A 22923-nucleotide genomic window follows, 5' to 3' on the forward strand; every position below is an offset into this window, starting at 1 on the left:
CCATGACAACGTTTCATTCATTAACAGTGGCAAAAGTGGAACCCGAAACCCGCGACGCGGTGACCATCACCTTTGCGGTGCCGCAGGCGCTGCAGGAGGCCTACCGATTCCGTCCCGGCCAGCACCTGACGTTAAAAACGACGCTTGGCGGGGACGAGCTGCGCCGCTGCTACTCCATCTGCCGGAGTACCGCCCCGGGCGAGATCAGCGTAGCGGTCAAAGCCATCGACGGCGGGCGCTTTTCCCGCTATGCCCGGGATGAGATCAAAGCGGGTATGGCCCTGGAGGTGATGGTTCCTCAGGGGCAGTTTGGCTACCAGCCGCAGGCCGAACGCGAAGGCCACTACCTGGCGATTGCGGCAGGCTCCGGGATCACCCCGATGCTGGCGATTATCTCCGCCACGCTGGCGACCGAGCCCAACAGCCATTTCACCCTTATCTACGGCAACCGCAGCAGCCAGAGCATGATGTTCCGCCAGGCGCTGGCGGACCTGAAGGACAAATACCCGCAGCGGCTGCAGCTGGTCTCCATCTTCAGCCAGGAGCGGCTGGACAGCGATCTGCTCTATGGCCGCATCGACGGGGAAAAATTGCAGGTGCTGGCTAAAACCCTGATCAACTTCCGCCAGTATGACGAGGCCTTTATCTGCGGCCCGTCGGCGATGATGGACGACGCCGAAGCCACGCTGAAGGCGCTGGGGATGCCGGACAAATCCATTCACCTTGAGCGCTTTAACACCCCGGGGATCTCCGTTAAACGCGCGGTGCATGTGCAGGCGGAAGGCCAGAAAGTGACCGTTCGCCAGGACGGGCGCGACCGTGAAATCACCCTGACGGCAGATGATGAAAGTATCCTGGATGCCGCCCTGCGTCAGGGCGCGGATCTGCCGTATGCCTGCAAGGGCGGCGTCTGCGCCACCTGTAAATGCAAAGTGCTGCGCGGGAAAGTGGACATGGCGACCAACTACAGCCTGGAGCCAGACGAGCTGGCCGCCGGGTATGTGCTGAGCTGCCAGTCGCTGCCGTTAACCGCCGACGTGATTGTCGACTTCGACGCGAAGGGGATGGCATGAGCGAACTTATTGCTACCTGTCATGGCCGCGTGCTGCAGCTGACGCTCAACCGTCCGGCGGCGCGAAACGCCCTCAACAACGCGCTGTTAACCCAGCTTGCGGAACAGCTTGAGGCCGCTGCCGTGGATGCCGACATCGCCGTCTGCGTGATTTACGGCAACGAGCGCTGCTTTGCCGCCGGGGCCGATCTCAACGAAATGGCGGAAAAAGACCTGTCTGCCACCCTGAACGATATTCGCCCACAGCTGTGGGCACGCATTAACGCGTTCAGCAAACCGCTGATCGCCGCCGTGAACGGCTTCGCGCTGGGCGCGGGCTGCGAGCTGGCGCTGCTGTGCGACGTGGTGATTGCCGGTGACAACGCCCGTTTCGGCCTGCCGGAAATCACGCTCGGCATTATGCCCGGCGCGGGCGGCACCCAGCGTCTGATTCGCAGCGTCGGGAAATCCCTGGCCAGCAAAATGGTGCTGACGGGCGAGAGCATAACTGCACAGCAGGCGCTGAGCGCCGGGCTGGTGAGCGATGTTTTCCCGGCAGCGCTGACGCTGGAGTATGCCCTGAAGCAGGCGGCCCTGATGGCGCGCCACTCGCCGCTGGCGCTGCAGGCGGCGAAACAGGCGCTGCGCCAGTCTCAGGAGGTACCGCTCCAGGCCGGGCTCGCGCAGGAGCGCCAGCTGTTTACGCTGCTTTCCGCCACCGAAGACCGCCGGGAAGGCATCGACGCCTTCTTACAAAAACGCACCCCCGACTTTAAAGGACGCTAATTGTGGAATTTATTCTCAGTCATGTAGAACAGGGCGTGATGACCATTACGCTGAACCGTCCGGAGCGTCTGAACAGCTTTAACGACGTGATGCACCAGCAGCTGGCCGAGTGCCTGAAACAGGCCGAGCGTGATGACACCGTGCGCTGTCTGCTGATCACCGGGGCAGGACGGGGTTTCTGTGCCGGTCAGGATCTGAATGATCGCAACGTCGACCCCAACGGCCCGGCGCCGGATCTGGGGATGTCCGTTGAAACCTTCTATAACCCGCTGGTTCGCCGCCTGGCAAAGCTGCCTAAACCGGTCATCTGTGCCGTTAACGGCGTGGCGGCAGGTGCGGGGGCCACGCTGGCGATGGGGTGTGACATGGTGATTGCGGCCCGTTCCGCCAACTTCGTGATGGCCTTCAGCAAGCTCGGCCTGGTGCCGGACTGCGGCGGCACCTGGCTACTGCCGCGCGTGGCGGGACGCGCCCGCGCCATGGGGCTGGCGCTGCTCGGGGACAAACTCAGCGCCGAACAGGCGCAGGCGTGGGGGATGATCTGGCAGGTGGTGGATGACGAGCAGCTCTCCACCACGGCGCAGCAGATGGCGCTGCATTTTGCGTCGCAGCCGACCTTCGGGCTGGGGCTGATCAAGCAGGCCATCAACGCTGCAGAAACCAACACCCTGGACGACCAGCTCGATCTGGAGCGCGACTATCAGCGTCTGGCCGGACGCAGCGACGATTACCGCGAGGGCGTTAGCGCCTTCCTGGCGAAGCGCGCGCCGAACTTTACGGGGAAATAAGATGCTGAATATACGGACTGTCGCCGTGATCGGCAGCGGCACGATGGGCGCAGGGATTGCCGAAGTCGCCGCCAGCCACGGTCATCAGGTGCTGATCTACGACATCTCCAGCGATGCGATATCGCGCGCCATCGACGGGATCCGCCAGCGTCTGGCCTCCCGGGTAACGCGCGGAAAACTCTCCGCCGATGCCGGGAGCCAGATCCTGGCCCGGCTGGTTCCCGTTACGGATATCGACGCGCTCTCCGCGGCCGATCTGGTCATAGAAGCGGCCTCAGAGCGTCTGGAGGTGAAAAAGGCGCTGTTTGCTCAACTGGCTGAGATCTGCCCGCCGCAGACGGTGCTGACCAGCAATACCTCTTCCATCTCCGTCACGGCGATTGCGGCGGACGTCCACCACCCGGAGCGGGTCGCAGGGCTGCACTTCTTTAACCCGGCGCCGGTGATGAAGCTGGTGGAGGTGGTCAGCGGGCTGGCGACCTCTGCGGAAGTGGCCGACGCGCTGTGCGAGCTGGCGCTGAACTGGGGCAAACAGCCCGTTCGCTGCCAGTCAACGCCGGGATTCATCGTCAACCGCGTCGCCCGTCCGTTCTATTCTGAAGCCTGGCGCGCGCTGGAGGAACAGGTCGCTCCGCCGGCGGTGATTGATGCCGCCCTGCGGGAAGGCGGCGGTTTCCCGATGGGGCCGCTGGAGCTGACCGACATGATTGGTCAGGACGTGAACTTTGCGGTGACCTGCTCGGTATTTAACGCCTTCTGGCAGGAGCGTCGTTTTCTGCCTTCGCTGGTGCAGCAGGAGCTAGTGCTGGCAGGAAGGCTGGGCAAAAAGAGCGGGAAAGGCGTTTACGACTGGCAGGGTGACAAACCTGACGTGCAGTGGGTTGAGTCGGTGAACGACAGCTATAGCCCGATGCGCGTGGAAAAAATACGTGACGGTGTCACGGAAATAGATGATGTCTATCTGGTTGAAACGCAGGGAGAGACCGCGCAGGCGCTGGCGCTACGGCTCAACGGCCCGGTGGTGGTGGTGGACCGCATTGAGCGTGACGTGGCGGTCATTGCCGCCGCCGCCAGCAACCCGCACACCGCGACGCAAAAAGCCATCCGCTACCTGCAACAGCAGGGGCATCGGGTGGTGCAAATTGCCGATTACCCTGGCCTGCTGATCTGGCGCACGCTGGCGATGATTGCCAACGAGGCGCTGGATGCCCTGCAAAAAGGGGTCGCCAGCGAGAAGGACATCGATACCGCTATGCGCCTCGGCGTGAACTACCCGAGCGGGCCGATCGCCTGGGGCGAGCGCCTGGGCTGGCAGCGCCTGCTGACGCTGCTGGAGAACCTTCAGCGTCATTATGGCGAAGAGCGCTATCGCCCCTGTTCACTGCTGCGCCAGCGCGCGCTTCTGGAGAGTAGCTATGAGTCATAACGCCTGGCATAACGCCCGCACCATGTACGAACGGGACGCCTGCGCGCAGGCGATGGGGATGGACATTGTCGAGATGGACGAGGGCTACGCGGTGGTGACCATGACCATCACCCCGCAGATGCTGAACGGCCATAAAACCTGCCACGGCGGCCAGCTTTTTTCGCTGGCGGATACCGCCTTTGCCTACGCCTGCAACAGCCAGGGGCTGGCGGCGGTAGCCTCCGGCTGCTCGATTGATTTTCTGCGTCCGGGCTTTGCCGGGGACACGCTCACCGCCACCGCGCGGGTGAAGCACCAGGGCAAGCTGACCGGCGTGTATGACATTGAAATCCAGAACCAACAACAGAAAACCGTCGCCCTTTTTCGCGGAAAATCTCACCGCATCGGCGGCAGCGTGACAGGAGAGACAGATGCGTGACGCATTTATTTGTGATGGCGTTCGAACCCCGGTGGGGCGCTACGGCGGCGCGCTTGCCGCAGTCAGAACCGACGATCTCGGTGCCGTGCCGCTGCGCGCGCTGCTGGCCCGCTACCCGCAGCTCGATCTGGAGCGGATTGACGACGTGATTTTCGGCTGTGCCAACCAGGCCGGGGAAGATAACCGCAACGTGGCGCGCATGTCGTCCCTGCTGGCCGGGCTGCCGCAGACGGTGTCCGGGACCACCCTTAACCGCCTGTGCGGTTCCGGGCTGGACGCGATTGGTTTTGCCGCGCGCACCATTAAGGCGGGCGACGGCGACCTGCTGATCGCGGGCGGCGTGGAGTCGATGTCCCGCGCGCCGTTTGTGATGGGCAAAGCCACCGCCGCGTTTCAGCGTCAGGCGGAGATCTTCGATACCACCATCGGCTGGCGATTTGTGAATCCGCTCATGCATCAGCAATTCGGAACTGACAGTATGCCGGAAACGGCAGAGAATGTAGCTGAATTGTTAAAAATCAGCCGTACCGATCAGGACGCGTTCGCGCTGCGCAGCCAGCAGCGTACCGCGCAGGCGCAGCAGAACGGCGTTCTGGCGCAGGAGATTGTGCCGGTGCTGGTGCCGGGCAAAAAAGGGGCAGTCACAGCGTTCAGCGTGGATGAACATCCGCGCGCGGACACCACGCTCGAGCAGCTTGCCGGTCTGAAAACGCCGTTCCGTAAGAACGGAGTGGTTACGGCGGGAAATGCCTCCGGCGTCAACGACGGCGCTGCGGCGTTGATCGTCGCCAGCGAGAAGATGGCGCTGGCTCAGGGGTTAATCCCGCGCACGCGGATCGTGGCGATGGCGACGGCGGGCGTGGAGCCACGTCTGATGGGGCTCGGCCCGGTACCGGCCACTCGCAAGGTGCTGGAGCGCGCCGGACTCAGCATTAACGATATGGACGTGATCGAGCTTAACGAAGCTTTCGCCGCGCAGGCGCTGGGCGTGCTGCGTCAGCTGGGCCTGCCGGACGATGCTGCGCACGTCAACCCGAACGGTGGCGCGATTGCGCTGGGCCACCCGCTGGGCATGAGCGGTGCCAGACTGGCGCTGGCCGCGAGTAACGAACTGCACCGACGCGGCGGGCGCTACGCGCTGTGTACGATGTGCATCGGTGTGGGTCAGGGCATTGCCATGATCCTTGAGCGTGTTTGAGCATAAAACAATGTGAGTACCCTACAATGACAAATACAACAAAGCTTGATCCGATTGAAACGGCCTCCCTTGACGAGTTACAGGCGCTGCAGACCGAACGTCTGAAGTGGACGCTGCATCACGCCTACAGCAACGTGCCGATGTACAAACGCAAGTTTGACGCCGCGGGCGTTCATCCTGACGATTTCAAAGAGCTGGCGGATATCCGTAAGTTCCCGTGCACCACCAAGCAGGACCTGCGGGATAATTATCCGTTCGATACCTTCGCCGTGCCGATGGAGCAGGTGGTGCGCATTCACGCCTCATCCGGCACCACCGGCAAACCGACGGTTGTCGGCTACACCCAGGGTGACATCGACAACTGGGCCAACCTGGTGGCTCGCTCCCTGCGCGCCGCGGGCGGCAGCGCGAAGGACAAAATTCACGTGGCGTATGGCTATGGCCTGTTTACCGGAGGGCTGGGGGCGCACTACGGCGCCGAGCGTTTAGGCGCGACGGTGATCCCCATGTCCGGCGGCCAGACGGAGAAGCAGGCGCAGCTGATCCGCGATTTCCAGCCGGACATGATCATGGTGACGCCATCCTACTGCCTCAACCTGATTGAAGAGCTGGAGCGTCAGATGGGCGGCGATGCCAGCACCTGTTCCCTGCGCGTGGGCGTCTTCGGTGCCGAGCCGTGGACGCAGGCCATGCGTCGCGAAATTGAAAAACGCTTAGGCATTACCGCCCTGGACATCTATGGCCTCTCCGAAGTGATGGGGCCGGGCGTGGCGATGGAGTGTATCGAAACCGTCGACGGCCCGACCATCTGGGAAGATCACTTTTATCCGGAGATCGTCAACCCGAACGACGGCACGCCGCTGGATGACGGTCAGCAGGGCGAACTGCTGTTCACCACGCTGACCAAAGAGGCGCTGCCGGTGATCCGCTACCGTACCCGCGACCTGACGCGTCTGCTCCCGGCAACCGCGCGCAGCATGCGCCGTATGGACCGCATCAGCGGCCGCAGCGACGATATGCTGATCATTCGCGGCGTCAACGTCTTCCCGTCGCAGCTGGAAGAGGAGATTGTGAAGTTCGAACATCTTTCGCCACACTACCAGCTGGAGGTGAACCGTCGCGGGCATCTTGATTCACTTTCCGTGAAGGTGGAGCTGAAAGAGAGCAGCCTCACGCTGACGCACGAGCAGCGTTGCCAGGTGTGTCACCAGCTGCGCCACCGCATTAAGTCGATGGTGGGGATTTCCACCGACGTGACGATCGTGAACTGCGGCAGCATCCCGCGCTCAGAGGGGAAAGCCTGCCGGGTGTTTGACCTGCGTAAAGTTGCGGCCAACGGTTAAAACACCTTACCCCTCATCCTAACCTTCTCCCCAAAGGGGAGAAGGGACTGTACGGTGCGGTCTTTTCCCCTTTCCCCTCTGGGGAGAAGGTCAGGGTGAGGGTCCTATGCTATGATTCATCCAGGACAAAAATAACAACAGAATGAATCACATGAATAAACTCGACGCCTTTATCCAGCACGCGGTCAGCTCCGTTCCCGTCAGCGGGACCTCGCTTATCTCCTCGTTATACGGTGACGCGCTTTCCCATCGCGGCGGAGAGATTTGGCTCGGCAGCCTGGCCGCGTTACTGGAAGGGATGGGATTCGGAGAGCGCTTTGTACGCACCGCGCTGTTTCGCCTTAACAAAGAGGGCTGGCTGGATGTTTCCCGCCTCGGGCGACGCAGCTTTTACCGCCTGAGCGATAAGGGGCTGCGCCTGACGCGCCGTGCGGAGAATAAGATCTACCGTGCGGAACTGCCCGCCTGGGACGGAAAATGGCTATTGCTGCTCTCAGAAGGGCTGGACAAAACCACCCTCGCCGACGTCAAAAAACAGCTGATCTGGCAGGGGTTTGGCACGCTGGCACCGAGCCTGATGGCCTCGCCGTCGCAGCATCTGGCCGACGTGCAGTCTCTGCTTCACGATGCTGGTGTGGCGGAAAACGTGATTTTCTTTGAAGCCCACTCGCCGCTGGCGCTCTCCCGCGCCGCGCTGCGTTCACGCGTAGAAGAGTGCTGGCAGTTAACCGAGCAAAACGCGATGTACGAGTCGTTTATCAGCTCGTTCCGTCCGCTGCTACCGCTGCTGAAAGAGGCCGCGCCGGAGGAGCTGACGCCGGAACGTTGTTTCCAGATCCAGCTGCTGCTGATTCATTTTTATCGTCGCGTGGTGCTGAAAGACCCGCTGCTGCCGGAAGAGTTGCTGCCTGCGCACTGGGCGGGGCAAAGCGCCCGACAGCTCTGCATTAATATCTATCAGCGTGTCGCGCCGGGGGCCCTGGCGTTTGTCAGCGAGAAGGGCGAAACCTCCGTGGGCGAACTGCCCGTGCCCGGCGCGCTCTACTATCAACGCTTCGGTGGTCTTACAAGCGTATAAGGAGTGAAGATGCCTGTTTATCAAATTGATGGTCTGACGCCGGTGGTACCCGACGAGAGCTACGTTCACCCAACGGCAGTGCTGATTGGCGACGTGATTCTGGGCAAAGGCGTCTATGTTGGTCCTAACGCCAGCCTGCGCGGTGATTTTGGCCGTATCGTGGTGAAAGACGGTGCCAACATTCAGGATAACTGCGTGATGCACGGCTTCCCGGAGCAGGACACAGTGGTGGAAGAGGATGGGCATATCGGCCACAGCGCCATTCTTCACGGCTGCGTGATCCGCCGCAATGCGCTGGTGGGCATGAACGCGGTGGTGATGGACGGGGCGGTCATCGGCGAAAACAGCATCGTCGGCGCGGCGGCGTTCGTGAAGGCGAAAGCGGAGATGCCCGCTAACCATTTGATTATCGGCAGCCCGGCCAAAGCGATTCGCGCGCTGAGCGAGCAGGAGCTGGCATGGAAGCAGCAGGGGACGCGGGAGTATCAGGTTTTGGTGGAACGCTGCAAGCTCACTATGCACCAGGTGGAGCCGCTGCGCGAGGTTGAGCCTGAACGGAAACGGCTGACGTTTGATGAGAATTTAAGGCCGAAGTCGGCGGTGTAGGGGTAAGGCCGTCTTTTTTCGCCATATCCATCAATAGCGCGATGCCAATGTAATTACTCCAGTTAAAGGTATTTTGCAGCACCACCACCGCATTGCCTTTTTCTTTGTCATAGCCGATAAAGCTGGAGTAGCCGCCGATATAACCGACCTGATAGGTGATTTTTTCCAGACCGATAAAGTCGGTGGTCCAGGCAATACCCTGTACCCCGTCGGGACGTTGAATATCGGTATTTCTCACTTCGGCAAAGACGCTGTCCAGCAAGGGATTGTGGGTCGTTGAGACGTGATAGCGGGCATAGGTCGCCAGATCTTCGGCGTTACTGTATAAGCTCGCTGCCGCCACCATGTTGTTGGAAAAATGCCAGTCCGGTGTGAGCTGCCCGCGCGGGATAAACTTCGGCTGATCGCCCGCGTGGCCAAGCGCCCGCTGTGGATACCCTTTTAGCTGCCGGGGCGTAAAGCTGCTGTTAGCCATTTGCAGCGGATGGAAAATATAGCGCGAGGCTAAACTCTGGATATCTTCGCCGGTTTTGTGTTTCAGGATATAGCCGATCAGGGCGTAGCCGGTATTGGAGTATTGCGGCACTTTATTCTTTGGCGCTCGCCAGTCGGCGAGGTAGCGCAGCACGTTATCGCTATCCAGCTCACCGTAGAAATTATCGCCCGTGCTTAAGTAGCTGATGAATTTTCCAAGCATCGGAACATCCATATTCTGACGCGGCAGGCCGGAAGTGTGGGTTACCAGTTCAAGCAGGGTGATTTTTTGTGCATCCACGCTAAGCGGCGTCCCCGGCGGAAGCAATGTCGCCAGGTTATCGTTCCAGTTCAGTTGCCCTTCATTCACCAGACAAGCCACCACTTCCGCCGTGATCCCTTTGCTGAGGGAGCCAAGCGCAAACAGGGTATTGGGCCTGACCGGATAGCGATTGACCGCATCGGTTACGCCCCAGGTGTAAAACTGCGGTGAGCCGTGATTATGGATCACCGCGACCGTCATCCCGGGAACGGATTTTTGCGCCATGTAGTGACGCACCACGCTGTCAACGTCGCCATCCAGTGAATCATGGGTGAGAAGTTCCTGAGTACCTTCCGGGGAGGACATTTGCGAGAGCGTGCCACAACCGCTGAGGAGTGGGAGAGTAAGCAGAAGCCAGATAATTTTTTTTGTTATGTTCTGCATACCTGGTAGCGAGTGTGGTGGTCATTGGCGCGCCAGGAATGTATCACAAATAGCCTGCGTGAATGTAAACTTTCTACACGGTGGCGGCTCGTTGATGGTTACCGTGACTTTTCGGCCTGTTTTGAGGATTTCAGTATGACTCGCTTTTATCAACTTACCGCCACCCGTCTGGATGGGCAGCTTATCTCTATGGCCGACTTTGCCGGAAAGGTGGTTTTGGTCGTTAATACCGCCAGCCAGTGCGGCTTCACGCCACAGTACGGTGGCCTTGAAGCGCTATACAAGAAATACGCCGATGAAGGATTAGTCGTGCTGGGCTTCCCCTGCAACCAGTTCGGCAAACAGGAACCCGGCGGCGCCGACGAAATCTCGAAAACCTGTTACATCAACTACGGCGTGAGCTTCCCGATGTTTGAGAAAGTCGAGGTTAATGGTAACGCAGCGCATCCGCTGTTTCGTTATCTGAAAAACGAACTGCCCGGCGTGCTGGGCGAGCGGATTAAGTGGAACTTTACTAAGTTTCTAATCGGACGCGACGGTAAACCGTTCAAGCGTTTTGCACCGATGACTACGCCCGAGAAAATGGAGGGGGTAATTGTGGAGGCTTTGGGGAGGTGAGCTTTTTGGTGAATGGAATTAACCAGCATCTCTGTTCCCTCCATGTTCTTAAATACGCCCGTAGAATGCGCAAATGCAGCACGCTGCATCTCGTGATGATGACATCAGGTTTCGCTTAAGTTATTTAGTTAATAGTATGTTATCAGTTTATGCCACGCAAACGGCAGAACAGCACCCTATACTTTTGACTATTGCGTGAATGATCTACTTGTCCGGATGGCATACTCCTCTTTGTATTTTTACTCATATACCTATGAGCTAATGACAAAATGTGACACTCCAGATGGATATAATCACAAATTGTAAAAAAAAGGGTCGATTATTCATCGATCCGTTGCAACGAATAAGGAGAAAGTTGTGAATAACGTCAATACCTTCCTTAAGGAAAATTTACCTTCAGTAAGTAAGAACGTTTTTGTTGCTCCAGGTATCCCTGAAAAAAAACTGAATAACGTCGCTAAAGCATTCAATGTCGCTGATAACCTGAATGCTGTGCTGGCCATTTATGACAATACGGTATTTGGTAGTGCAAAAGATGGCATCGTTTTTACCGGTGAAAAACTGGTTATAAAAGAAGCATTTGAAAGTCCTTATGACGTATACTACAACAATATTGAAGCCGTAGAATATATAGAAGATGTCACCGTAAATGATAAAGGCAAGGAAAAGCGAACAGAATTTGTCTCCCTTAAACTAAAAAATGGCGAGATAAAACCACTCAAAAGTTTGATGGAGTGCAACTATAAGAAGCTGAGCGACATTCTTGAGCATACCATTAGTGACTTTGATGAGTTTAAAGAAGAAGATCAGCTCATCACTCTTGCCGAAATGTCAGAGGCTCTTAAAGTGGCTTACGTCAAAATCATCGTTAACATGGCGTTCTCAGATGACGGTCAGGTTGATAAAAAAGAGTTTGCCGAAATTCTCTTGTTGATGACCCGACTTGAGTTAACGACCGAATCCCGATTTATACTGCGTAGTTACATCGGTGCAGAATCCAGTCTAATGCCGGTTGAAGAGTTAATAGCGATTATTGACCGGGAATGCGTGCCTAGCCATAACAAGTCAATAAAAATCTCTCTTGTTAAAGACCTGATTAGCATTTTCATGAGTGTTAATGACGGTGAATATAAAAACTTTCCATTTCTTCAGCAAGTGCAACCCCTGCTGGGCGTAACTGACGAAGAAATAGAACTTGCGGTGATGGCTATTCAGCAAGATTTTAAGATGTTACGAGAAGATTTTTCCGACGATGCGCTGAAACGCAGCATGAAAGAACTTACGGCGAAAGCAGGTGCGGTAGGTGTGCCGCTTGCTGCTGTCTATCTTTCTGGCTCTGTTATCGGTATGTCCGCTGCGGGCATCACTTCTGGCCTCGCAACGCTTGGACTTGGCGGCGTGCTGGGCTTTTCAAGTATGGCAACGGGTATTGGTGTTGCGGTGTTATTAGGTGTAGGGGCCTATAAAGGGATTCGTCATCTTACGGGTGCTAATGAACTGGATAAATCAAAGCGCCGGGAGCTGATGCTGAATGAAGTCATCAAGCAGACACAATCCACATTGTCCGCGTTAATTAATGATCTCAATTATATTTCTGGCAAGTTTAACGACGCTCTGGATGCGCACAATCGGCAAGGTGAAAAAATTCAAAAGCTCCAGAAGATGATGAATGCATTGACCGGTGCGGCGGATGAATTGAATAAGAAATCGAATAAGATGCAAAACAGTGCACTCAAACTTAAGTGCCCTATCTACCTTGATGAGGCTAAACTCAGTTCTCTGACCCGAGAACCCATCAAAAAACAATTCTATGATATTGTTCTTTCATTCTATGAAGAATGTATTGTCGAAGAGCAACACGATGGTAAGACCGTTGAAGTGAAAAAACGTAAAATTAAAGAAGACACAGCTACTCAGCAATTAGAAAAACTTGCCGCCATCTTTGAAGGAATCGGCTATTTCAGAGCGGGGGACGTTATTAAAGGAAAATTGACTGGATTATTCTCATAATGAAAAAAACGGATACTCAGGTATCGGCCTTGCTGGTGCAGAAGCACCAGCTTGAACAAAGCGAGAGTCAATTAAGTGACCTTGATGCCGCTCTGGATGCACTTAACGCTTTGCAAACTGATACCAATGCTGCTTTAGATGAAATGATTTTCGCTATGGATGGTGTTCTGGAACACGCAGGTGTCACGTTTGATGAGAATTTCCACACAACGGTTTCCAGTGAATTCAGCGATTACCTTGAATCCGGTTTGACCCCGTCATCGTCCAGTATCAGTAAACTGTCGATGATAGAAACAATAGCGTTCACCAGCGATATGGACTGGGAAACCTATTCCCAGTCCGTATCGCACTATGCCCATAAGCATAATGTCGATTTAACTGTCGATCCGTTTAGCGCGCTGATGTCCCCAACTCAGAGAATTGCTCTGGAGAAACGCATTCAGGAAGACTTTACTTTTAAGACTGCCCACTGCGACAAATATGATTACATGATCGCTGGCACCTGTGGCGTTATTGGCGGGCTTATCGATATTTTTCTGGTAGGCGCACCTGGTGAAGGAAAACTGACCCAGCTTGCAGATAATGCAGTGGACGGTGCAGTCGAGAAATTCGCCTCAGCCTTTGGCTGGAAAGGCGGTGCAGAAGGGAGTGATCCTACAAAAAGCGCTATCGGTTTTCTGGAGAGAAAATTCAAGGTCAACTATGACCATCGGCATGGCGGTGATGTTGACGGTCTGTTCAGGATGAACACGAAGAATCACCATATTAAAAGTCTTGCCCACTCCCCGGACTTAGTCGGTTTATTTTTCTCGATCCTTGATCAATTTACCAGCACGGCACATTTTGTGGCAGACGGAAAACTGGTTTCCGTAGATACAGAAACTTTTGAGCTTAAAGGGAATAACCTTGTCTCTAAGGTATTCAGCGGTTTCGTAAACTGGATGGGCCATCTTTTTTCTGATATGGCGGGCTCTTCCGGGGCGCAAGGAAGAGGCTCTGGTATCCCTATACCTTTCTTTTCATTACTTCAGTTTATTGACGTGGGTGAATTTGGTCAGCATCGCCAGTCATTCGCTACCGTCGCCGTCCAGGTTTTTGAGAAGGGATACGACTTACGGCATGGATTAGCGATGGCGATCCCTGTTCTGATTACTGAACTGCTTGTGCGGATCACCTGGACGGTTAAACAACGTTGCTACCATAAGAAGGTCTGGGGTGAATGTATCCCTTCTGCGAATAACCCAGAACTCAGGCGAATGTTACTGGTTGCGCATGGAACCTTGTGTTTGATGGATGCAGGCGATGCGGCACTTCGTTCAGGAGGAGAAATGATTCAGTTCCTCCTGAGAACGAACCTCATTGGCTGGGCAAGGTTTGGAACGCTGGCGATTAAAGAGCTCCATGTCTGGTACAAAGCCGGTGGAATTGATGCCAGTGCTGTAGATGAATATATGGACCATGAACTTCGACGAATGCTAAAAGCGGGTTAACGATACGATCTCATTGAATAAATGCAAAGCCTGGATGCCTGGCTTTAATAAACTAGGCACTGGCTAATCTGTCAACGCAAAGCAGAAAAAGTGCTTTCATTGCAAGACTGATATGTGTCTTGAGATGCCTTGTCGGCTTGTGGCAGGTAAATGCCAGGAGCGGAAATTGGAGGTCAGTATCATTATTTTCGGAGTCAGGCCGTGCAAAAGCCGGGGACGACGACCTTCTGGAACAGGTGCGGGCTGGCTAAGACGGATTAAGGATATGCTGGAAGTTTCGCGAGGAATTCGGATCTGTGAAGGCCGCACGAACCGCCTCGGTGGATTCCCACATTACATAGTTCAGGTAACTCGGACTGTCGCCGATCGCTCGGTGGAGTTGCATGGAAATGAAGCCCGGTTGCTTCGTTATGACCTCGGCAGCCGCCTTGAAAGCATCCAGAAAGCCTATTTCGTCGGAGGGATCTGCAACCGTGAAAAGGTTGATGAGCACGAGAGGCGCGGCCGCAATACCAAGTTGGCGGTCAAACGGAAATTTCTCATCCAGGGGTTTAAATGGTTTTATGGCGACCATGGTGGCGCTCCTGTCTATTATGAATTGAGCTGGATGATAGATACTGCTTGCACTCAACTGAGCATCGACTGCTGAGCGAAGATACCCGCCATCGTGCCTTGCCATACTGCCGTAGTAACCGATGGGATACCGGGGTTGGCAAGGTCACCTGCGGCGTAGATGCCTGGTATGCTGGTTTCACGGTGTTCATCGGTCTTGAGTGCGATGCCGGTCGGCGTGTTGACCGTGGAGAGGCCCAGTACGTCATGCAGGCTTGCGGACGGTCTGGTACGCGGATGCGCGAAAAGAATATCGACTGACACATCGGGGCCGGTTTCGATCTTGATAGTGGCACTATGGCTCCCGTAAGGTTCGATTTCGCTGATCCTGCCATCAACTATAGGTACCTGGCGGGCGGCCAGATCGGCCCGTATGTCGAGAGTGATGTCATGACCGTTGCCAAAGACAGTCAATCTGTCTGTCCAGTCATGGAAGAGCCTGACCTGATTGTGCGACTGCGGGCCAGACCAGACGAGGCCCCAGTGTTGGTCGGCGACTTCAAAGCCGTCGCAGTAGGGGCATGGTATGATGGACGTCCCCCAGCCTTCAGCAAAGCCAGGAATATCAGGCATCTGGTCAGCGACGCCATAGCTCAAAATCAAGCGGCGCGCCCGCAGGCTTTCGTTATCGTCTGTGACGACGCAGAAATCGTCGAGGGTGCCAGATACGCTTTCGGCCCGCGCGTTGACCAACTTGATCGTTGGATAGCGTGCCAGTTGCTGCCGTGCCTCGACAAGGATATCTTGCGGTGGCTTGTGATCGTGGCCGAGCAGGCCATGTGAACGGCCAGCAAAGCGATTGCGTTGCCGGCCAGTGTCGAGGACCGTGACCTTGCGACGGGCACGGCCAAGCTGCAGGGCGGCGGCAAGACCGGCAAAGCTGCCTCCGATGATGATGACGTCATTCATGGTGATGAGTTCCGTGTTGAGGATGTAAGGAGATGAGCCAGTTCTGGCGCACCTTGCACATTTATGAAACTGTGTAGTATCGTAATTAATAAATTACGATACTGTCAAGGACTGTATTTATAGTGACCAATATAAAAAAAACGGCCCGGCGGGGTCGACCTGTCAATGAGGCGCTTGGTCAGACAATCGTCGAGGCCGCTTCCGAGCTATTCGTGGAATTGGGATTTCAGGCGACGACCTTGGACAAGGTCGCCCAGCGGGCGAAGATATCTAAACTCAGCATCTATCGGCATTTCGAGAACAAGGAAGCACTTTTCAGTGCGGCCATCGTGGCGGGTTGCCATCAGTTGTTTGCCCCACAGTCCATTCTTGAATGCGTAGATGGTTCGGTTGAAGATCAGCTGATGGCGGTGGGATCATTACTGCTGCGCACGCTGTTGAGACCCGACGTTAGTAGCGTCGAAGCCATGGTCATGGCCGACAAGACGAATCAAAAATCGTTAAGTAAGCTCCATTACGAAGCCGGTCCCGCTCATGTCATCGCCCAAATCGAAGCCCTTTTACGTCAGTTGCACGCGAAGGGGCTGCTGAGGGTTCCCGATCCACTTCAGTCCGCTCGCTTGTTTGCCGCACTTTTCAAAGGCTCCGACCTTCTGATTATCGCGCGCTTCGATAAGGCCAGAGTAGAGGACGACAACGAGATCGAATCTTATTGTCGGTCGGCCGTCGCCATGTTCATTACCGCGCATGGCGGCACTCGGGATGCGGTATCCCGGCTGTGATCTTGCTCAGAGAGTATATGTATGTGCATTCTGTAGAGATTGGGTCCAAAAAGCTCCCGAAATGGGAGTATTAGTATGAGTTATGTAAGTGTTTGTTTGTATGCTGATTTTCGAGTCCTGTGTTAACCCGACACATTGTAGAACCCAGATTATCGTTTCATGACACAGGACGATCTCTACGCTATTCAACTCAATGGTAAGGATTATGTGTAATTGCGGTGAACTTCCATCATCAGTGGTTGAACTTGAATATCATAATCAGGAATTTCAGTTTCAGCGGGAGTTATTTCTTAATCACTACTTCGAAATACCCGAAAGCGATCATTTCGAGCCATCGCTTGATTACTCACAATCTATGTATTGCTGTTTGGACTGCGGTCAGTCATGGTATATAGAGTGCACTCCAGAAGAGAACCCTTCTCCATTATTCGCCTTAAAAGTAGATGAGCCTGGTGTTTTACCTTCGGTTAAGGAGATTCAGGCAATGAAGCATTACCTAAGCATAGTCGCTCACGGAGGGTTTGATTCAGAACAATGTAGAATGGTGGACTGTCCAAATAATAAGCTGCTTGGGCGCGAATTATGCCATCTACATACACCATTTCCGTAGTGCAATTGGAGGTAGTCATCCTTTTGCTTCCGGGCCATTGGTGGCAACAGGCAATTTCCGCTCATATGTAACCTTATGCGTTTATGCACGGAATGGGTTACATACCCGACACGTAACCGTGTCGAGTATCAGCACAACTAAGAGGATTTAGCTATGTTCAAGGCTGGCTGTCCGTCAGCATGACGGAATAGTGAATACCCTGTGGCAGATTGATCGAGAATGGCTTATTGAGTGTCAGCGGGATGGTCTGTGGTGCAACCTGTATCGTCCTGACACTGTTTCCTGCCAAGTGTGCATTCACGTATAGCTCTTGATCAAAGTAATTTATCTCACCACCGATCTCAGCTGTTCTGTTTGCTTTACCTTGAGACAAATCGATATACATCGTCGCTGCGGCAAATTTTCTGTCCAGCTCAGAGGTAACTGCTTTCCCGGGCAACGGACGGAGTGAGTACAGTATCACATTACGAGTATTTACTTTTTTCAGAAGGCTGTCTGCGGCTACGGTTACTGAGGTTGGCCCTGAAACTGGCGACTGCATTTCTGTTTTTAGGTACTGAGTGCTGTTTTCTGAGGGCGCAGAACTACATCCCATCAGCACTAAAGATAAAACAGCGATTCCTGACATTCTATTCAACTCAGATATCCTTTTTTAATTATGAGTAACTGGTGGTCGTTCTGTCAGTATCGGCATGGACCAGAAATAATTGATACTGTTTTATCCTGAGGCTATCAAAGCAAAACCCCATTACCCCCGCAGCCACGGCGTAATCGTCAGCCCGGTAAGCAAGCCTTCCGGGCTGAGCAGGCGAGTGACGGTTTGCCCCCACGGTTCCATACGGTTAGCCACCAGTAACCGATAGCCTTTTTCACTCAGAATACGGGTAGCAGAATCGATATCCTGTACTTCGTATTCAACCCATCCCTGCGGTATCGGGTGCTCTGCGGGCCACTGTTCTTCGCCAAAACATGACATAGCCGCCTGTGCGAGCGGCCAGACAGCAAAATGCTTCACGCCTGCCAGCTGGCCCTCTTCAGTGAGCAGATAATCGGTATTCCCCTCCATCGGCTTCAGCGGAAGGCCGAGTGTCTGGACATAAAACGCGGTGCTGGACTCCGTATCCCGAGAAATGGGCCCGAACCCGGCGACAAACAAGACATCCATTCCCGCTAACGTCTGCGACATATCTACTCCTGCGTGAGGTGAAATTCACCCTGAATTTATATTACGACGGGCTGAAATACGACTCTCAATTCTGGTATCGCATTCATCGTGCCTGCACGCCCACGACGGGTTTAAAATTCAACGCGATGACGATCAGCAGCACGACTCCCGCACTCATGATCAGCCATGCGCTGGTCAGCGAGACCGAACTGTCGCGAACGATCCCCGCAATTAACGGCATAAGCGCGGCGATCATGTATCCACCTCCCTGAACTTTTGACAGTAACTTCCCGGCCTGCGCGGGCGTTCGCGCATGATCGAACGTGACGATGAGCGACAGCGGGAAGAGGGCGCCGATCCCGATGCCAAGCAGTAGCGTAGATAATACCGGCGTTGTACCCGGCGAAAAGACCAGACACAGGAGTCCCGCCAGCAGCAACAGCAATACGGCGATCAGCGGCACGCGACGGTCGGGGAATTTACCGATCAGCGCGGAGACGGCAAACCCTGCGACAACCTCGGTTAACGTCAGCCAGGCCAGCATGTAGCCGCTGCTGCGTGCGGACCATCCCGCCTGAATATAGAGCGGGGGCAGCCAGGCCAATACCAGCGTATAGGCTCCCGTTCCCACGCCGAAAAAGAGCAACAGCAGTGCCGTACGGGAGGAGGAGAGCGTAACGGTTTCAGGGGCTGTTTTTTCCCCCTGAGGATGCTTAACCAGGGTTAACCACAGTATCAGCGCCAGCAGCGCTAACAGCCCGGCCATTGCCAGCGCGGGCTTCAGCGTCAGCCATGAAAACAACGGCTCGGCGCTGGCGGCAGCGACTGCCGCACCGGCCATAATGCCCGTGCTGAATAGCGACATTACCGTGCTGGCCGTTTGCGTATATTCCTTTTTTATCAGGGCAGGCATTAAGGCCTGGATCGTGCCGATACTGGCCCCGCCCAGTAACGCGGTGCCCATAAGACTCTCCGGTGAGGCGCTAAAACCGCGTAATAAACAGGCCACAAGCAGGATGAAGAGCCCGAGCATAATTCCCCGTACGGCACCAACTCTGGCTAAAAGCCAGGGGCCACACAGGGCAGCCAGTCCCATCATCGCGACCGGCAGGGTGGTCAGCAGGCTAAATTGCGTAGCCGTTAGCCCCGCTTCGCGCTGCAGCACGGAAAACAACGGTCCGACAGAGGCCAGAATGGGGCGCAGGTTCAGCCCGACGATAAAAGCGATAACGGCGAAGAGTAAAGGCGATGTGCGTTTCAACAGGAGATCCTTTTCGGTTGTGAATGGCCGGGCAAATTGCCACAAGCATTTATCTTAACGTTAAGATAAAATGTGTTTTTGCGTAAGATGTACCGCACAACAGGATAAATACCCACACCATCAGGGGTGAAAATGAAAGACCATGTAGACTTCGTTGTCGGCCAGTGGAGCCGTGCCATGCCGGAACTGGACGCCTCATCGATGAAAATTTTTGGCCGAATGCTCCGGCTGATGAAGCATCTGGGAAAAGAATGGGCGGAGGCGATGGCGCAGTTTGGTTTTCGCGAGGGCGAGTTTGACGTGCTCGCCACGCTGCGCCGCGCCGGTGAGCCGTACTGCCTTTCCCCCACACAGCTGTATAAATCGCTGTTGATCACCTCAGGGGCGATGACGAACCGGCTCAGCCATCTCGAAAAGCAAGGGCTTATCAGGCGAATTGCCGATCCGGATGACAAGCGCAGCACGCTCGTAAGCCTGACACCGCACGGGCAGGAGCGTATCGAACAGGCGCTGATCGTGCACACACAGACGCAAAATGCGCTGCTGAGCAACTTGTCTGACGCGCAGCACGCGCAGCTTGAGTCCCTGCTGAGGGAATTGCTGCTGGCGTTTCCGGCAGAGGAATGGGATGAATCGTCACCGTGTGCCGATAATACAAAAATTGCATGATTACACCTTACAAAAAGGGAATGTATGTCTTTACCGCCACTGTATGCGCTGCGCGCGTTCGAAGTTGCCGCACGGCTGAACTCCTTCAGCAAAGCGGCTGAAACACTCCATATCACGCCGGGGGCGGTCAGCAGGCATGTCCAGACGCTGGAAATGTGGTTCGATTGCGAATTGTTTAAACGACAGGGGCCGAGAGTGGAGGTCAGCGATGCCGGACGTATTCTGGCCGGGCAGCTTAGCGAAAGTTTCTCGAATATTGAGTGGGCCTGTCGTGCATTCAAAAGTGAAAACCACCTTCTGCGCCTTAAAGCACCCAGCTCGCTGACGATGCGATGGCTTCTGGATGTGCTTAAATCCTTCCGCGAGAACCACGCGAAGCCCAAAATCGAAATTGCCAGCGTCTGGATGGACTTCGATACCGTTGATTTCAGTCGTGAGCCTTACGATTGTGCGATCCTCCTCGGTAACGGCTATTTCGGCGAGTCAACAGAAAGCAGGCTGCTCTTCAGCGAATGGCTTATTCCCGTTTGTACTCCGTCTTTGCTGGAGTCTGCCCGGCATACGCTTCCAGATTGCGATCTTATTCATCCGTCGCCGGACAGACGGGACTGGAAGCGCTGGCTGAAAAGGACGGGCTTATTCCCCGGCCTCGACATGAGCGGCGGAATCGTGTTCGACACCCTGGAGCAGGGAAGCCTTGCGGCCATGCACGGACACGGCGTGGCGATGGCCGACCTCCGGCTCACGCTCGACGTGCTGAAAAGCGGCCTGCTCGCGCTGCCTTTCAGGGAGGCGATAGCAACAGGGGACGGTTACTACCTTGTCTGGCCCAAAAATTCGCTCAGAGGACAGAGTATTGAACGGCTGCTGGCGTGGCTTAACCTTAACGCGCCGGTGGTGCCTTCTTTGGATATCGTCTGTCTTGATTACAATCAAAAGCGGGTTTAATAAATAGCGGAATATTTATTATGGGATATTCCGCATATTGAACGTATTTATGCGTAGGGAATATTCGCCATCTTTTTATATCTTTTCGGCAGGGCGCTGTTCAGGTTAAGTAATTTATCGAGAATATAAAGCGCAGGCGTCCCTTTTGCGCGTTCAGCATCGATCAGCGCAGTGCGTAACAGATTGGCAGCCGAGGTCATTTCACGGAAATAATCCTCGGATTCACGCGTCTGAGCTTCGCCTGACGCGGCGTAACGCACCTTTGGCCACTGCGCAAAGTCAAGCAGCGGAAGGATCCCATCCTCTTTTGGTAAATGCGCTGAGAGCAACTCTTCGGCGTTGCCCGGATTGCTTTGGGCGAAAGAGAGGAGGTGCAGTCGGTGGATGAAAGGTGAAAGCGCTTCTGAGCTTTCTTTTCCTGTTGAAAGTAACGTTATCAACTCATGCACATTTGCTTGGGCGCTAAATTTATGAGGCGAGATAACGTTAATTACATGGAATAAAACATCGAGTGTCATAGGTGCTCCATACAGGCTTTGTATTATTTATTTTTTTATCCCAGGGATAAGTGAATGGTATTTCAGGGGTGTCACTTTTGAAAAACGATAAATAGTGGGAATCAATGTGAGTTTTACTCAATGTTGCGCTTTGGAGTGCAATCACGCACATCCTCACGTTGCAGCGATTTGTTTCACAAATGCCATCGCCCATCAACCGTTCAGGATGGTATAACGTCTTGCGGCAATCGGGTTGCCGTCAGATGACCCCATTCACAAAGGTGTATATGAAACAAATTACTTTCAGTGACCTGCAGCAACAAAGCGAGCAGGCTGCAAATTCTCCTCGCTTACGCGCCCATCGCAATTTACACCCTGAGCTGAGCGACCCGGTGCAGCGCCTGGCCATCGCGATGGAACCCGGTACCTATGTTCGCCCCCATCGCCACCCGCACACGTTTGAACTGCTGACGGCGCTGAGCGGTCGCTTTCTGGTGTTGAATTTTGATGACAGCGGTAACGTGACCCAGCGCGTGGTGTTAGGTGAAGACTGCAAAGTGCTGGAGATGGATGCCGGTACCTGGCATGCCGTGCTGTCGCTGGATAAGGGCGGTGTTATTTTTGAGGTAAAACACGGTGGCTACCAGCCCGTTCCTGAGCACGATACCGCCCCATGGTCACCGGCTGAGAACGCACCTGGTAGCGCGGAGCTGATGAAATGGTACGCCCAGGCACAGGTGGGTGACGGTGGTTTTACCCTGTAATTGTGCTCTCATGTTCCCGGCGCGCAAAGGCGCACCGGGGAAGAGAGAGAGACGAACCCGCCAACTCAACTCGCCCTATTAAAATGCCAGTCGCGGGCAGTCGACAGTGTCACGAACGGACCTGCCAGAGTGCTGTTGTGATGGGCAATAATGTCGCTGGCGGATAAATAGTCATTATCCATTGTGGTATGCGCATCAGAAATCAATACCGTCCTGAACCCCAGCTCCGGTGCGGCCCGACAGGTCGTATCAACGCAAAACTCAGTTTTCATCCCGGCAATGACCAGCTGTTTGACACCTCGCTGATTAAGTTCTTGTAGCAATACCGTATCCCTAAAACAGCAGGGATAGCGCTTGGTGAAAACAACATCCTGCTCCTTCACGCCCAGCTCGGGTATCAGCTGTGTTAACGGACCCTTCTCTGAGAGCGGGGAGTCGTCTGGTCCAATATGGCGGGCAAAAAAGAGGGGCACCTGCGCGCGTCGCGCGTGGGTGATTAACAAACGGATATTTTCCAGAACGGCATCGGCGGAACAGGGGGAAACCGGGCCCCGGAAGAGGCCCTGCTGCATGTCGATAACCAGGAGTGCATTGTCAGACGAAACCATTTTATTTCTCCATTCAGAGGGTGGTGAACGGAGAGATATTTCCCCGTCCAGAGTGGCGGGGATTGAGGTTCTGTTTGTCAGCCGTTTGCTACAGATACACTCACGC

The 22923-nt window shown here is 54.9% G+C and carries 24 protein-coding genes; 16 read left to right on the forward strand and 8 right to left on the reverse strand.

Features of this window, described 5'->3' with window-relative positions; all coding sequences use genetic code 11:
• Positions 1-2 precede the first annotated feature (2 nt).
• From paaE to paaY, 9 genes are all read left to right on the forward strand, one after another.
• On the forward strand, positions 3-1073 hold the full coding sequence (gene paaE / locus AC4IC4_RS10655) for a 1,2-phenylacetyl-CoA epoxidase subunit PaaE (protein ID WP_491472710.1): 1071 nt from the start codon (positions 3-5) through the stop codon (positions 1071-1073).
• Entirely contained in the window at positions 1070-1837 is a 768-nt protein-coding gene (gene paaF / locus AC4IC4_RS10660) for a 2,3-dehydroadipyl-CoA hydratase PaaF (protein WP_491472711.1), read from the forward strand. Before paaE ends, paaF begins: the two co-directional genes overlap by 4 nt.
• Positions 1837-2625, forward strand: a complete 789-nt coding sequence (paaG, locus tag AC4IC4_RS10665; protein WP_491472810.1) for a 2-(1,2-epoxy-1,2-dihydrophenyl)acetyl-CoA isomerase PaaG — start codon at positions 1837-1839, stop codon at positions 2623-2625. Before paaF ends, paaG begins: the two co-directional genes overlap by 1 nt.
• A gap of 1 nt (position 2626) precedes the next feature.
• Positions 2627-4051 carry a 3-hydroxyacyl-CoA dehydrogenase PaaH gene (paaH, locus tag AC4IC4_RS10670; protein ID WP_491472712.1) on the forward strand — a complete coding sequence of 475 codons (1425 nt, stop codon included), beginning with the start codon at positions 2627-2629 and terminating at the stop codon, positions 4049-4051.
• Positions 4041-4469, forward strand: a complete 429-nt coding sequence (gene paaI, locus AC4IC4_RS10675; protein WP_219368611.1) for a hydroxyphenylacetyl-CoA thioesterase PaaI — start codon at positions 4041-4043, stop codon at positions 4467-4469. The genes paaH and paaI overlap by 11 nt, the downstream gene beginning before the upstream one ends.
• Entirely contained in the window at positions 4462-5667 is a 1206-nt protein-coding gene (pcaF, locus tag AC4IC4_RS10680; protein ID WP_491472713.1) for a 3-oxoadipyl-CoA thiolase, read from the forward strand. Before paaI ends, pcaF begins: the two co-directional genes overlap by 8 nt.
• A 26-nt stretch (positions 5668-5693) precedes the next feature.
• Positions 5694-7010: a phenylacetate--CoA ligase PaaK gene (paaK, locus tag AC4IC4_RS10685; protein WP_491472714.1), complete on the forward strand. Its 1317-nt coding sequence runs from the start codon at positions 5694-5696 to the stop codon at positions 7008-7010.
• A 142-nt stretch (positions 7011-7152) separates the two neighbouring features.
• Entirely contained in the window at positions 7153-8088 is a 936-nt protein-coding gene (paaX, locus tag AC4IC4_RS10690; protein WP_491472715.1) for a phenylacetic acid degradation operon negative regulatory protein PaaX, read from the forward strand.
• A gap of 9 nt (positions 8089-8097) precedes the next feature.
• The gene (gene paaY / locus AC4IC4_RS10695; RefSeq protein WP_032651188.1) at positions 8098-8694 is read left to right on the forward strand and encodes a phenylacetic acid degradation protein PaaY; all 597 of its coding nucleotides are present in this window, start codon (positions 8098-8100) and stop codon (positions 8692-8694) included.
• Here the strand turns inward: paaY and AC4IC4_RS10700 are convergent.
• Positions 8603-9874 (reverse strand): serine hydrolase domain-containing protein, encoded by a 1272-nt coding sequence (locus AC4IC4_RS10700; protein ID WP_491472716.1) that lies wholly within the window; start codon positions 9872-9874, stop codon positions 8603-8605. The genes paaY and AC4IC4_RS10700 overlap by 92 nt on opposite strands.
• Positions 9875-10009: 135 nt before the next feature.
• Between AC4IC4_RS10700 and AC4IC4_RS10705 the strand changes: the two genes are divergently transcribed.
• The 3 genes from AC4IC4_RS10705 to AC4IC4_RS10715 all read left to right on the forward strand — a co-directional run bounded on the left by AC4IC4_RS10705 (position 10010) and on the right by AC4IC4_RS10715 (position 13992).
• Complete coding sequence (locus AC4IC4_RS10705; RefSeq protein ID WP_491472717.1) at positions 10010-10492, forward strand: glutathione peroxidase; 483 nt, start codon at positions 10010-10012, stop codon at positions 10490-10492.
• A 357-nt stretch (positions 10493-10849) separates the two neighbouring features.
• Positions 10850-12502: a hypothetical protein gene (locus AC4IC4_RS10710; protein ID WP_024908029.1), complete on the forward strand. Its 1653-nt coding sequence runs from the start codon at positions 10850-10852 to the stop codon at positions 12500-12502.
• Positions 12502-13992, forward strand: coding sequence for a hypothetical protein (locus AC4IC4_RS10715; protein ID WP_491472718.1), 1491 nt, complete (start codon positions 12502-12504; stop codon positions 13990-13992). Before AC4IC4_RS10710 ends, AC4IC4_RS10715 begins: the two co-directional genes overlap by 1 nt.
• A gap of 247 nt (positions 13993-14239) precedes the next feature.
• Here AC4IC4_RS10715 and AC4IC4_RS10720 read toward each other — a convergent pair whose 3' ends face one another.
• Positions 14240-14566 carry an antibiotic biosynthesis monooxygenase family protein gene (locus tag AC4IC4_RS10720; RefSeq protein ID WP_230581855.1) on the reverse strand — a complete coding sequence of 109 codons (327 nt, stop codon included), beginning with the start codon at positions 14564-14566 and terminating at the stop codon, positions 14240-14242.
• 53 nt (positions 14567-14619) lie between these two features.
• A complete protein-coding gene (locus tag AC4IC4_RS10725) occupies positions 14620-15513 on the reverse strand; it encodes an NAD(P)/FAD-dependent oxidoreductase (RefSeq protein ID WP_024908028.1) in 894 nt (297 codons plus the stop codon).
• A 122-nt stretch (positions 15514-15635) separates the two neighbouring features.
• On the opposite strand from AC4IC4_RS10725, the gene AC4IC4_RS10730 reads away from it, so the two are divergent.
• Positions 15636-16295 (forward strand): TetR/AcrR family transcriptional regulator, encoded by a 660-nt coding sequence (locus AC4IC4_RS10730; protein WP_024908027.1) that lies wholly within the window; start codon positions 15636-15638, stop codon positions 16293-16295.
• 767 nt (positions 16296-17062) lie between these two features.
• Here AC4IC4_RS10730 and AC4IC4_RS10735 read toward each other — a convergent pair.
• The 3 genes from AC4IC4_RS10735 to AC4IC4_RS10745 form a co-directional block, all read right to left on the reverse strand.
• Positions 17063-17533 carry a hypothetical protein gene (locus tag AC4IC4_RS10735; RefSeq protein ID WP_148769414.1) on the reverse strand — a complete coding sequence of 157 codons (471 nt, stop codon included), beginning with the start codon at positions 17531-17533 and terminating at the stop codon, positions 17063-17065.
• Positions 17534-17653: 120 nt separating this feature from the next.
• Positions 17654-18091, reverse strand: coding sequence for a VOC family protein (locus tag AC4IC4_RS10740; RefSeq protein WP_491472719.1), 438 nt, complete (start codon positions 18089-18091; stop codon positions 17654-17656).
• 82 nt (positions 18092-18173) lie between these two features.
• Positions 18174-19331 (reverse strand): MFS transporter, encoded by a 1158-nt coding sequence (locus tag AC4IC4_RS10745; protein WP_491472720.1) that lies wholly within the window; start codon positions 19329-19331, stop codon positions 18174-18176.
• A gap of 132 nt (positions 19332-19463) precedes the next feature.
• Here AC4IC4_RS10745 and AC4IC4_RS10750 point away from each other — a divergent pair, with 132 nt between their 5' ends.
• Entirely contained in the window at positions 19464-20000 is a 537-nt protein-coding gene (locus AC4IC4_RS10750) for a MarR family winged helix-turn-helix transcriptional regulator (protein ID WP_491472721.1), read from the forward strand.
• A gap of 24 nt (positions 20001-20024) precedes the next feature.
• Positions 20025-20948, forward strand: coding sequence for a LysR substrate-binding domain-containing protein (locus AC4IC4_RS10755; protein WP_491472722.1), 924 nt, complete (start codon positions 20025-20027; stop codon positions 20946-20948).
• A 47-nt stretch (positions 20949-20995) separates the two neighbouring features.
• On the opposite strand, the gene AC4IC4_RS10760 is transcribed toward AC4IC4_RS10755, so the two are convergent.
• Positions 20996-21466 (reverse strand): hypothetical protein, encoded by a 471-nt coding sequence (locus AC4IC4_RS10760; RefSeq protein WP_491472723.1) that lies wholly within the window; start codon positions 21464-21466, stop codon positions 20996-20998.
• 266 nt (positions 21467-21732) lie between these two features.
• Between AC4IC4_RS10760 and AC4IC4_RS10765 the strand changes: the two genes are divergently transcribed.
• Positions 21733-22209 (forward strand): WbuC family cupin fold metalloprotein, encoded by a 477-nt coding sequence (locus AC4IC4_RS10765; RefSeq protein ID WP_014883727.1) that lies wholly within the window; start codon positions 21733-21735, stop codon positions 22207-22209.
• 65 nt (positions 22210-22274) lie between these two features.
• On the opposite strand, the gene AC4IC4_RS10770 is transcribed toward AC4IC4_RS10765, so the two are convergent.
• Positions 22275-22817: a cysteine hydrolase family protein gene (locus AC4IC4_RS10770; protein WP_491472724.1), complete on the reverse strand. Its 543-nt coding sequence runs from the start codon at positions 22815-22817 to the stop codon at positions 22275-22277.
• Between the last annotated feature and the right edge of the window lie 106 nt (positions 22818-22923).

It is taken from the genome of Enterobacter sp. Taxon_2, from assembly GCF_058355295.1.

Excerpts from the sequence above, each read along its gene's own strand:
- paaE (WP_491472710.1), top strand. The coding sequence starts at position 3 with ATGACAACGTTTCATTCATTAACAGTGGCAAAAGTGGAACCCGAAACC.
- paaF (WP_491472711.1), top strand. The coding sequence starts at position 1,070 with ATGAGCGAACTTATTGCTACCTGTCATGGCCGCGTGCTGCAGCTGACG.
- paaH (WP_491472712.1), top strand. The coding sequence starts at position 2,627 with ATGCTGAATATACGGACTGTCGCCGTGATCGGCAGCGGCACGATGGGC.
- paaI (WP_219368611.1), top strand. The coding sequence starts at position 4,041 with ATGAGTCATAACGCCTGGCATAACGCCCGCACCATGTACGAACGGGAC.
- pcaF (WP_491472713.1), top strand. The coding sequence starts at position 4,462 with ATGCGTGACGCATTTATTTGTGATGGCGTTCGAACCCCGGTGGGGCGC.
- paaK (WP_491472714.1), top strand. The coding sequence starts at position 5,694 with ATGACAAATACAACAAAGCTTGATCCGATTGAAACGGCCTCCCTTGAC.
- paaX (WP_491472715.1), top strand. The coding sequence starts at position 7,153 with ATGAATCACATGAATAAACTCGACGCCTTTATCCAGCACGCGGTCAGC.
- paaY (WP_032651188.1), top strand. The coding sequence starts at position 8,098 with ATGCCTGTTTATCAAATTGATGGTCTGACGCCGGTGGTACCCGACGAG.
- AC4IC4_RS10700 (WP_491472716.1), bottom strand. The coding sequence starts at position 9,874 with ATGCAGAACATAACAAAAAAAATTATCTGGCTTCTGCTTACTCTCCCA.
- AC4IC4_RS10705 (WP_491472717.1), top strand. The coding sequence starts at position 10,010 with ATGACTCGCTTTTATCAACTTACCGCCACCCGTCTGGATGGGCAGCTT.
- AC4IC4_RS10715 (WP_491472718.1), top strand. The coding sequence starts at position 12,502 with ATGAAAAAAACGGATACTCAGGTATCGGCCTTGCTGGTGCAGAAGCAC.
- AC4IC4_RS10720 (WP_230581855.1), bottom strand. The coding sequence starts at position 14,566 with ATGGTCGCCATAAAACCATTTAAACCCCTGGATGAGAAATTTCCGTTT.
- AC4IC4_RS10725 (WP_024908028.1), bottom strand. The coding sequence starts at position 15,513 with ATGAATGACGTCATCATCATCGGAGGCAGCTTTGCCGGTCTTGCCGCC.
- AC4IC4_RS10735 (WP_148769414.1), bottom strand. The coding sequence starts at position 17,533 with ATGTCAGGAATCGCTGTTTTATCTTTAGTGCTGATGGGATGTAGTTCT.
- AC4IC4_RS10740 (WP_491472719.1), bottom strand. The coding sequence starts at position 18,091 with ATGTCGCAGACGTTAGCGGGAATGGATGTCTTGTTTGTCGCCGGGTTC.
- AC4IC4_RS10750 (WP_491472721.1), top strand. The coding sequence starts at position 19,464 with ATGAAAGACCATGTAGACTTCGTTGTCGGCCAGTGGAGCCGTGCCATG.
- AC4IC4_RS10755 (WP_491472722.1), top strand. The coding sequence starts at position 20,025 with ATGTCTTTACCGCCACTGTATGCGCTGCGCGCGTTCGAAGTTGCCGCA.
- AC4IC4_RS10760 (WP_491472723.1), bottom strand. The coding sequence starts at position 21,466 with ATGACACTCGATGTTTTATTCCATGTAATTAACGTTATCTCGCCTCAT.
- AC4IC4_RS10765 (WP_014883727.1), top strand. The coding sequence starts at position 21,733 with ATGAAACAAATTACTTTCAGTGACCTGCAGCAACAAAGCGAGCAGGCT.
- AC4IC4_RS10770 (WP_491472724.1), bottom strand. The coding sequence starts at position 22,817 with ATGGTTTCGTCTGACAATGCACTCCTGGTTATCGACATGCAGCAGGGC.